The sequence below is a fragment of the Gordonia tangerina genome, assembly GCF_021556435.1.
Classification (GTDB): domain Bacteria; phylum Actinomycetota; class Actinomycetes; order Mycobacteriales; family Mycobacteriaceae; genus Gordonia; species Gordonia tangerina.
In genome coordinates this window covers 122104-130379 of record NZ_JAKGCU010000014.1, presented here as the reverse complement: position 1 = coordinate 130379, position 8276 = coordinate 122104, and the positions used below count along the sequence as shown (strand labels likewise).

Annotated in this window: 9 protein-coding genes; 4 read left to right on the top strand and 5 right to left on the bottom strand. The window is 66.1% G+C overall.

The genetic code is table 11. The annotated features are described in order from the left end of the window. Positions 1-172: 172 nt before the first annotated feature. The 3 genes from L1892_RS15495 to L1892_RS15485 are packed head-to-tail and all read right to left on the bottom strand — an operon-like array spanning position 173 to position 2255. Positions 173-556, bottom strand: coding sequence for a DUF8021 domain-containing protein (locus tag L1892_RS15495; RefSeq protein WP_235724502.1), 384 nt, complete (start codon positions 554-556; stop codon positions 173-175). A gap of 2 nt (positions 557-558) precedes the next feature. Continuing rightward, a complete protein-coding gene (locus tag L1892_RS15490) occupies positions 559-1455 on the bottom strand; it encodes an SDR family oxidoreductase (RefSeq protein ID WP_235724501.1) in 897 nt (298 codons plus the stop codon). A 47-nt stretch (positions 1456-1502) separates the two neighbouring features. Next, positions 1503-2255: an SDR family oxidoreductase gene (locus tag L1892_RS15485; protein ID WP_235724510.1), complete on the bottom strand. Its 753-nt coding sequence runs from the start codon at positions 2253-2255 to the stop codon at positions 1503-1505. Between the two features lie 144 nt (positions 2256-2399). Here L1892_RS15485 and echA20 point away from each other — a divergent pair, with 144 nt between their 5' ends. Genes echA20 through L1892_RS15465 form a run of 4 tightly spaced genes read left to right on the top strand, consistent with a single transcriptional unit; the run spans position 2400 to position 5951 of the window. Then, positions 2400-3188, top strand: a complete 789-nt coding sequence (gene echA20 / locus L1892_RS15480; protein WP_235724500.1) for a (7aS)-7a-methyl-1,5-dioxo-2,3,5,6,7,7a-hexahydro-1H-indene-carboxyl-CoA hydrolase — start codon at positions 2400-2402, stop codon at positions 3186-3188. After that, positions 3188-4087: a CoA transferase subunit A gene (locus tag L1892_RS15475; RefSeq protein ID WP_235724499.1), complete on the top strand. Its 900-nt coding sequence runs from the start codon at positions 3188-3190 to the stop codon at positions 4085-4087. The genes echA20 and L1892_RS15475 overlap by 1 nt, the downstream gene beginning before the upstream one ends. Next, positions 4084-4869, top strand: coding sequence for a CoA-transferase subunit beta (locus L1892_RS15470; protein WP_235724498.1), 786 nt, complete (start codon positions 4084-4086; stop codon positions 4867-4869). The genes L1892_RS15475 and L1892_RS15470 overlap by 4 nt, the downstream gene beginning before the upstream one ends. Beyond that, the gene (locus tag L1892_RS15465; protein WP_235724497.1) at positions 4866-5951 is read left to right on the top strand and encodes an NAD(P)H-dependent flavin oxidoreductase; all 1086 of its coding nucleotides are present in this window, start codon (positions 4866-4868) and stop codon (positions 5949-5951) included. The genes L1892_RS15470 and L1892_RS15465 overlap by 4 nt, the downstream gene beginning before the upstream one ends. Before the next feature lie 21 nt (positions 5952-5972). Here L1892_RS15465 and L1892_RS15460 read toward each other — a convergent pair whose 3' ends face one another. Then, positions 5973-7571 carry an acyl-CoA synthetase gene (locus tag L1892_RS15460; protein ID WP_235724496.1) on the bottom strand — a complete coding sequence of 533 codons (1599 nt, stop codon included), beginning with the start codon at positions 7569-7571 and terminating at the stop codon, positions 5973-5975. 83 nt (positions 7572-7654) lie between these two features. Further along, positions 7655-8257 (bottom strand): TetR/AcrR family transcriptional regulator, encoded by a 603-nt coding sequence (locus tag L1892_RS15455; protein ID WP_235724495.1) that lies wholly within the window; start codon positions 8255-8257, stop codon positions 7655-7657. Positions 8258-8276 lie beyond the last annotated feature (19 nt).

Here is an 8276-nt window from a genome sequence, read left to right as displayed (position 1 = left end):
GGTCTCGATCCAGAACTCGCCATCAACGGTTCCGTAGCCACGAGTGCTCACCCAGCAGCAGCCACCAACACCAAGTCTGACCCAAACTCACGACCAGACCCAGTAGCTCCCATTAGTAGCCTGCGAGCCCCTGGGCGAGCATGCGTATCGAGACCGCAGCACCCGAGCGCCCCTACCCGCGCTTGCGCGGCACCCCGAATCTCGCGACGATCGCCCGGATCCGGTTGTCCTCGTCGACCACGAACGACTCGTGCACATGCGCGGCCAACCCGAGCATCTTGGGCCGCACATGCACCCAGTACCGCGTGGCCACCATGTGGCCGTCGACATCCGCCGAGAACTCACTGATCCGGTGGATCAACCGGAATTGCGGCCCCCGCCGGAGACCGCGCGCGATGTGCGGCCCGTTGCGGCCGGTCTTGAAGCCCAGCTCGACCCGGGTGCACTCCGGATGCAGCGACACCCCGGACGGATCGTGGCTGACGAGCGCGTCGACGTAGGCACGCGCGGCGGCGACGCGTTGCGCCGCCCGTTCGGGGTCCAGGTCCGGCGTCACGTCTACCGCGCGCCGTAGACCGGAACGGGCACCGGCGACTTCGCAAGGAGTTCTTCGACCACCGCACCCAGTTCGCCCGGCGCCCAGCGCGATCCCTTGTCCTGCTCGGCACTGCGCTGGAATGCGTCGATGACGGTGACCTTCCCGCCCTCGACCTCGAAGACCCGTCCGGTGACCCCGGCGGACTCCGGCGAGCCGAGCCACACCACCAGCGGCGAGATGTTCGCGGGATCCATGGCGTCGAAGGAGCCGTCGGCGGGTGCGGCCATCTGCGCTGCCATCGCCTCGCCGGCACCCATGGTCATCTGAGTCCGCGCGGACGGCGCGATCGCATTGGCCGTCACCCCGTAGCCGGCCAGCTCGGCCGCCGCCTGAATGGTCAGAGCGGTGATACCGGCTTTCGCCGCCACGTAGTTGCCCTGCCCCACCGACCCGAAAAGGCCTGCGCCCGATGAGGTGTTGATGATCCGAGCGGTTCGCGGACGACCGGCCTTCGATTCGGCGCGCCAGTATGCGGCGGCATGATGCAGTGTCACGAAATGCCCCTTGAGATGAACCCGCACCACAGCGTCCCACTCGTCTTCGGACATGGCGACCAGCATCCGGTCCCGCACGAAACCGGCGTTGTTGACGATGATGTCGAGCCCACCGAAGGCCTCGACGGCGCCGGCGATCATATCCTTACCGGCATCCCAGTCGGCCACATCGGAGACGACGGGAACGGCCTTTCCACCGGCAGCGACGATCTCGTCGGCCACGGCATGCGCCGAGTTGGTGTCGAAATCGTTCACCACCACGTGTGCACCCTCGGCGGCGAACGCGAGCGCATGCGCTCGACCGATGCCCTGGCCGGCACCTGTCACGATCGCGACACGTCCCTCATTCAGCTTGTCAACCAACGCTTCTCCCCTTCCTCGTTCGCGCGTGCCGGGTTCGGGCGGTGCGCTCATACCTTGTTGTCGGCGGTCGCCGCGGCCAGGAAGGCCGGTCGCTCACCACCACCATGCACGGTCAGCGTTGAACCGGTGATGTAACCGGCCAGCGGACTGAGCAGAAACGCGACAGCATTGCCGACGTCTTCGGGCATCGCGAGTCGCTGCATCGGGATCGTCTCCCCGACCGCTGCGATGCCGGCATCGTCACCGAAGTGCAGATGCGCCTGTTCGGTCAGCACCGACCCGCACACCACGGAGTTGATGCGTACATGTGGCGCCCATTCGATCGCCAGCGACGTCATCGCGTTGTCCAGTCCCGCCTTGGCCGCACCGTAGGCCGAAGTTCCCGGCGACGGCCGATGCCCGCTGACGCTGGACACATTGACGATTGCACCGCCGCCGGACTGCTCACGCATCACTGCGTGAGCCGCGCGCGCGACGGCCAACGGGCCGAGCAGGTTCAGCTCCACGATCTTGCTGGTGAACCGCGGTGAGGCATCGGCGGCCAGCGCGAACGGCGAGCCCCCGGCATTGTTCACCACCCCGTCGAGCCGACCGTGCGTCTCGACGATGTCACGCACCATGACATCGACCGCGTCGGCATCACGCACGTCACAGGCGATGAACTCGACGTCCGAGTCGGCTCCGGGGTGGCGGCCACACACCACCGGAACCGCGCCGAACTCGGCCAGCACGCGCGTGATGCCCGCACCGACCCCGCGCGTCCCGCCGGTGACGAGTACGACCTTCTTGTCCAAACCCATGTCCGGTCCACGCGCGGCGACCGAAGCGGCACCGGCGCCGACGACGCCCTGACCAGCGGCCTGCCCGTCTGACTTCATGAGTGCTACCCTACCAAACAACCAAGCACTTGCTTGGTTGCGCTGTACAAACCGAGAGGAGCAGGTGTGCCGATCACCACGACACGCACCGACAACGGGATCGTGACGGTGACCGTCGACTACCCGCCCGTCAACGCATTGCCGTCGGCGGCGTGGTTCGAGCTGGCCGACGCCATCACCACAGCCGGCGAGGACATGACCACCCATGTGGTGATCCTGCGAGCCGAGGGGCGCGGGTTCAACGCCGGCGTCGACATCAAGGAGATGCAGGCGACCGACGGGTTCGACGCGCTGATCGGCGCCAATCGGGGATGCGCGGCTGCCTTCTCCGCCGTCTACGACTGCAAGGTGCCGGTGATCGTGGCGGTCAACGGCTTCTGCGTCGGCGGCGGGATCGGTCTGGTCGGCAATGCCGATGTCATCATCGCTTCCGACGATGCCGTCTTCGGCCTGCCCGAGGTGGATCGCGGCGCCCTCGGGGCGGCCACCCACCTGGCCCGGCTGGTACCGCAACACATGATGCGCACGCTCTACTACACCGCGCAGAATGTGACCGCCCAGCAGCTCGAACACTTCGGTTCGGTCTACCGCGTCGTGCCCCGGGCCGACCTGCTGGACGCGGCGATGGAGGTCGCCGAGCAGATCGCCACCAAGGACACCCGAGTGATCCGGGCCGCCAAAGAGGCCATCAATCACATCGATCCGGTCGATGTGAAGAGCAGCTACCGACTCGAGCAGGGCTTCACCTTCGAACTCAATCTGGCCGGCGTAGCCGACGAACATCGCGACGCCTTCGTCAGCACCGGCAAGGTCCTCGACACTGCCGGATCGAACAGCAACGGAGGACGCGCCTGATGACGGCCACCCCGACCGACAAGACCAGTTCCCTCGACGAGGTCATCGGCGAACTGCGTGACGGCATGACCATCGGCATCGGCGGATGGGGCTCGCGCCGCAAGCCGATGGCGCTGGTCCGTGCGCTCGCCCGCTCCGACGTCAAGGATCTGACCGTCGTCACCTACGGCGGCCCGGATCTCGGATTGCTCTGCGCGGCAGACAAGGTCCGACGCGCCTATTACGGCTTCGTGTCCTTGGACTCGGCGCCGTTCTACGACCCGTGGTTCGCGAAGGCCCGCACGTCGGGCACGCTCGAGGCCCGTGAGATGGATGAGGGCATGGTCAAGTGCGGCCTCGAAGCCGCCGCCGCGCGACTGCCGTTCCTGCCGATCCGCGCCGGACTCGGCTCGGACGTGCCCAACTTCTGGGACGGCGAACTGAGGACGGTCGATTCCCCCTATCCGGCGGCCGACGGGAGGACCGAGACCCTGATCGCCATGCCCGCGCTGCGCCTCGATGCCGCATTCGTCCATCTCGATCTCGCCGACAATCGCGGCAACGCCGCCTATACCGGCGTCGATCCGTACATGGACGACATCTTCTGCGGCGCCGCCGAACGTCGCTACCTGGAGACCGACCAGATCGTGTCCACCGAGGTGCTCGTGAAAACCGTTCCCACGCAACGACTGCTACTGAACCGGATGAATGTCGATCGCGTCGTGCATGCACCGAACGGCGCACACTTCACCTTTGCCGGCGAGTACGGCCGTGATGAGAAGTTCCAGCAGTTCTACGTGGAATCGGCCAAAGACCCGCAGACGTGGGCGGCCTTTGCCAAGCGCTTCCTCGAGGTCGACGAGGCCGACTATCAGCGCGCCGTCACCGAATGGCAGAGCGAGCAGGAGGACAAGCAATGAGCACCGCCGCCGATACGAGTTCTTCACCGACCGAGCCAGTCGAAATCACCCGCGCCGAGATCTGCGTCGTGGCGTGTGCCGAGATCTTCTCCGGTGCAGGCGAGATCATGGCCTCGCCGATGGCACCGACCCCGTTGATCGGCGCCCGCCTGGCCCGACTGACCATCGAACCCGACCTGCTCATCACCGATGGTGAGGCACTCGTCCTCGCCGACACCCCGCCGATCGGCAAGTCCGGACCCATCGAGGGCTGGATGCCGTTCCGGAAGGTCTTCGACGTGGTCGCCTCGGGACGTCGCCACGTGGTGATGGGCGCCAACCAGATCGACCGTTACGGCAATCAGAACCTGTCGGCCTTCGGGCCGTTGCAGCATCCGACCCGCCAGATGTTCGGCGTGCGCGGCGCGCCCGGCAACACCATCAATCACCCGACGAGCTATTGGGTGGCCCGCCACACCACGCGGGTGTTCACCGAGCACGTCGACATCGTCTCCGGGGTCGGTTACGACAAGGTCGATCCCGACAATCCGGCGTTTCGCTATCTGAATATCCCGCGGGTGGTCACCAATCTGGGCGTCTTCGACTTCGAGGGCCCAGAACACACCATGCGGGCACGGTCGTTGCATCCGGGCGTCACGGCCGACGAGGTCGCGGAGAACACCGGGTTCGACATCGCCGGTCTCGCCGACGCTCCGAACACACGTCTACCCTCCGATGAGGAGCTGGCTCTGATCCGGGATGTCCTCGATCCCAAGGGCGTACGGAATCGAGAAGTGAAATGAGTGCCGCAGCACGTGCGGCGGGATTGTCGACCCGATTCACCGAACTCGTCGGCATCGAGTACCCGATTGTGCAGACCGGCATGGGCTGGGTGTCCGGGCCGTCGCTCACCTCGGCAACCTCGAATGCCGGCGGGCTGGGCATCCTCGCCTCGGCGACGATGACCTACGACGAACTCGAAGCGGCGATCGCCAAGACGAAGTCGTTGACCGACAAGCCGTTCGGCGTCAACATCCGGGCTGATGCCACCGACGCACCGCAGCGGATCGATCTGCTGATCCGCGAAGGGGTGCGAGTGGCGTCCTTTGCCCTCGCGCCGAAGCAGGAGTTGATCGCGAAGCTGAAGGAGAACGGGGTCGTGGTGATCCCGTCCATCGGCGCTGCCAAGCACGCGGTCAAGGTGGCGTCGTGGGGCGCCGATGCGGTCATCGTGCAGGGCGGTGAAGGCGGCGGGCACACCGGTCCGGTGGCCACCACCCTGCTGCTGCCGTCGGTGCTGGACGCTTTGGGAAGCAACGGTATACCGGTGGTGGCAGCGGGCGGATTCTTCGACGGCCGCGGCCTGGTGGCTGCGCTGTCATACGGCGCCGAGGGAGTCGCGATGGGCACCCGATTCCTGCTGACCTCCGACAGCGCCGTCCCCGACGCCGTCAAACAGGAATACCTGGGCCGCGGTCTCGGTGACACCGTGGTGTCAGTGAAAGTCGACGGCATGCCGCATCGCGTCCTGCGCACTCCTCTGGTCGAGGCCCTCGAAAGTGGCAGCCGCGCCACGGCGTTGATCGCAGCGGCCCGCAACGCCAACGAGTTCAAACAGTTGACCGGCATGAAGTGGACGACGATGCTCCGCGACGGACGCACGATGCGCAAGTCTGGCGAGCGCAGCTGGCAACAGATCATCATGGCCGGCAACACCCCCATGCTGTTGCGGGCCGGTCTCGTCCAGGGAGACACCCGGGCCGGGGTGCTCGCGTCCGGTCAGGTGGTGGGCATGATCGACGATCTGCCCAGCTGCGACGAACTGGTCCAGTCGATCATGACGCAGGCGCAGGGCCGATTGAAGGCGCTCGGCACGTTGGGGTGACGGCGGGCGCCGTGAGCCGGCTCAGGCCTCGGCGATGTCCGCGTGCCGCACTCGCAGATCCTTCTTGAGGATCTTCCCGCTGGGGTTCTTCGGCAGCGCATCGGCGAGTACCACGTACTTGGGTCGCTTGTAGCCGGCGAGAACGCCCGCCACATGGTCGGACACTTGCTCCTCGGTCAGCGTCACCCCCTGTTTGGGCACCACGACTGCGGCCACTGCTTCGATCCACTTCGGGTGCGGCACACCGAACACCGCCACCTCGGCGACTCCGTCGAGCAGATAGATGGCCTCCTCCACCTCGCGCGAGGCCACGTTCTCACCGCCGGTCTTGATCATGTCCTTCTTTCGGTCCACCACCGAGAGATAGCCGTCGGCATCGATGATGCCGAGGTCGCCGGAGTGGAACCAGCCGTTGCGGAAGGCGGCCGCGGTCTTGTCCTCGTCGTTGTAGTAGCCGAGCGAGGCGTGCGGGCTGCGATGCACGATCTCGCCCACCTCACCGGTGGGGACCGGATTGTCCTCGTCGTCGACGACCCGGGTCTCCACGTTGAGCGCGGCACGACCGGCCGAGCCCGCCCGGTCGAGTTGCTCGTGTGGCTGCAGAATCGTTGCCAACGGCGACATCTCGGTCTGGCCATAGAAGTTCCACAGCGAGACGTCGGGGAGTCGCTCGCCGAGTTCACGGAGTACTTCGACGGGCATGGCGGACGCGCCGTAGTAGCCCTTGCGCAACGACGACAGGTCACGCCGGTCGAAGTCCGGGTGCCGCAACAGCGAGATCCACACCGTGGGCGGACAGAACAGTTTCGTCACCTTCCGTTGCTCGATCGTCTCGAGCATCGCCGCGGGGTCGGGCCCGGGCAGGATGATACTGGTGGCGCCGAGGTAGACGTCGACCGACAGGAAGCAGTCGAGCTGCGCGCAATGGAACAGCGGCAAGGAGTGGATCTCTACGTCGTCACCACTCATTCCGCCGTCGATGGCACACGAGACATACTGGCTGATCAAGGATTTCGATGACAGCAATACACCCTTGGGTCGCGACTCGGTGCCGCTGGTGTACATCAGACGCAGCGGGTCGTCATCGGCGATGGCCACCTGCGGCACGGACTCGTCACCGGTGGTCATCCATTCGTCGACACTCTCCCAGCCCGCCTCCGCGGATACCCCACCCATCGGAATCCAGCCGCGGACGGCGTCGGTCAATCCCGACAACTCCATCGCCTTGCTGACCGTCGACGCCAGCGCGTCCTCGGTCACCACGACACTCACACCCGAATGGTCGAGGATGAAACTGATCTCCTCGGGGCCGAGGCCGAAGTTCACCGGGACGAGCACCGCGCCCAGACGCGCCGAGGCATAGTGCAGGACTGCGAACTGCCAGCAGTTGTGGCTGACAAGCGCGATCCGGTCGCCCTTGACCACGCCCCGCGACGACAGCGCGTTGGCGCAGCGGTTCGCCGCACGGTCGAAGTCGGCGTACGTCAGCGTCGTGTCACCGCTGATGACCGCGACCTTGTCGGGCACGCGCAATGCAGTGCGACGCAGCAGGTCACCGAGCGTGTGCTGACGGACCGTGTCGATGGCTGCGGCGGTTGTGGGTGTGTAGCGCTCTGTCATGGCGTGCCCCTTTGCTCGTAACGCAGGTCACACTATCAACCGCTCCGCAGGGACCGCGTGGTGGCGCTCGGTGCTCGGGAGGGTCAGCGCGGCAGCATGCCGTCCAACACGATCGACAAATATTGCTCGGCGATGTCGTCGGCCGACAACGCACCCCCGGGCCGGTACCAGCGCACCGCCACCCAGACGGTGTCCCGCAGGAAGCGGTAGGCCAGTTCGACGTCGAGGTCGGCACGGAACTCACCGTCGTCCACGCCGCGCTGCAACACGGCGTGCCACAGTTGCCGGAACTCGGTGTTGAGTTCACCGATGTAACCGAATCGCTCCTGCGCCGCAAGACGTTTGGCTTCGTCCTGATAGATGGCGACCGCATTGCGCTGCGCATCGATCGATTCGAACGACGCGACGACGAGCCGACGCAACGTCTCCGCGGCGGTGAGACCGGCCGCGGCGATCTCGCGGTACCGGGCAAACAGATCCTCGAGGAAGCCGCGCAAGATCTCGTCGACCATCGACTCTTTGGAGTCGAAATGGTGATACAGACTTCCGGACAGGATCCCCGCGGCATCGGCGATGTCGCGCACCGTGGTGGATCGCAGCCCTTGTTCGGCGAACATCTGGCCGGCCGTGGCCAGCAGCTCGTCACGTCTGGTGGAGCCGGTGACGGTGCCGGTACGTGGGGCCATGGGTTCACCCTAGCAAGCG

Excerpts from the sequence above, each read along its gene's own strand:
- L1892_RS15455 (WP_235724495.1), bottom strand. The coding sequence starts at position 8,257 with ATGGCCCCACGTACCGGCACCGTCACCGGCTCCACCAGACGTGACGAG.
- L1892_RS15485 (WP_235724510.1), bottom strand. The coding sequence starts at position 2,255 with ATGGGTTTGGACAAGAAGGTCGTACTCGTCACCGGCGGGACGCGCGGG.
- L1892_RS15465 (WP_235724497.1), top strand. The coding sequence starts at position 4,866 with ATGAGTGCCGCAGCACGTGCGGCGGGATTGTCGACCCGATTCACCGAA.
- L1892_RS15475 (WP_235724499.1), top strand. The coding sequence starts at position 3,188 with ATGACGGCCACCCCGACCGACAAGACCAGTTCCCTCGACGAGGTCATC.
- L1892_RS15460 (WP_235724496.1), bottom strand. The coding sequence starts at position 7,571 with ATGACAGAGCGCTACACACCCACAACCGCCGCAGCCATCGACACGGTC.
- L1892_RS15470 (WP_235724498.1), top strand. The coding sequence starts at position 4,084 with ATGAGCACCGCCGCCGATACGAGTTCTTCACCGACCGAGCCAGTCGAA.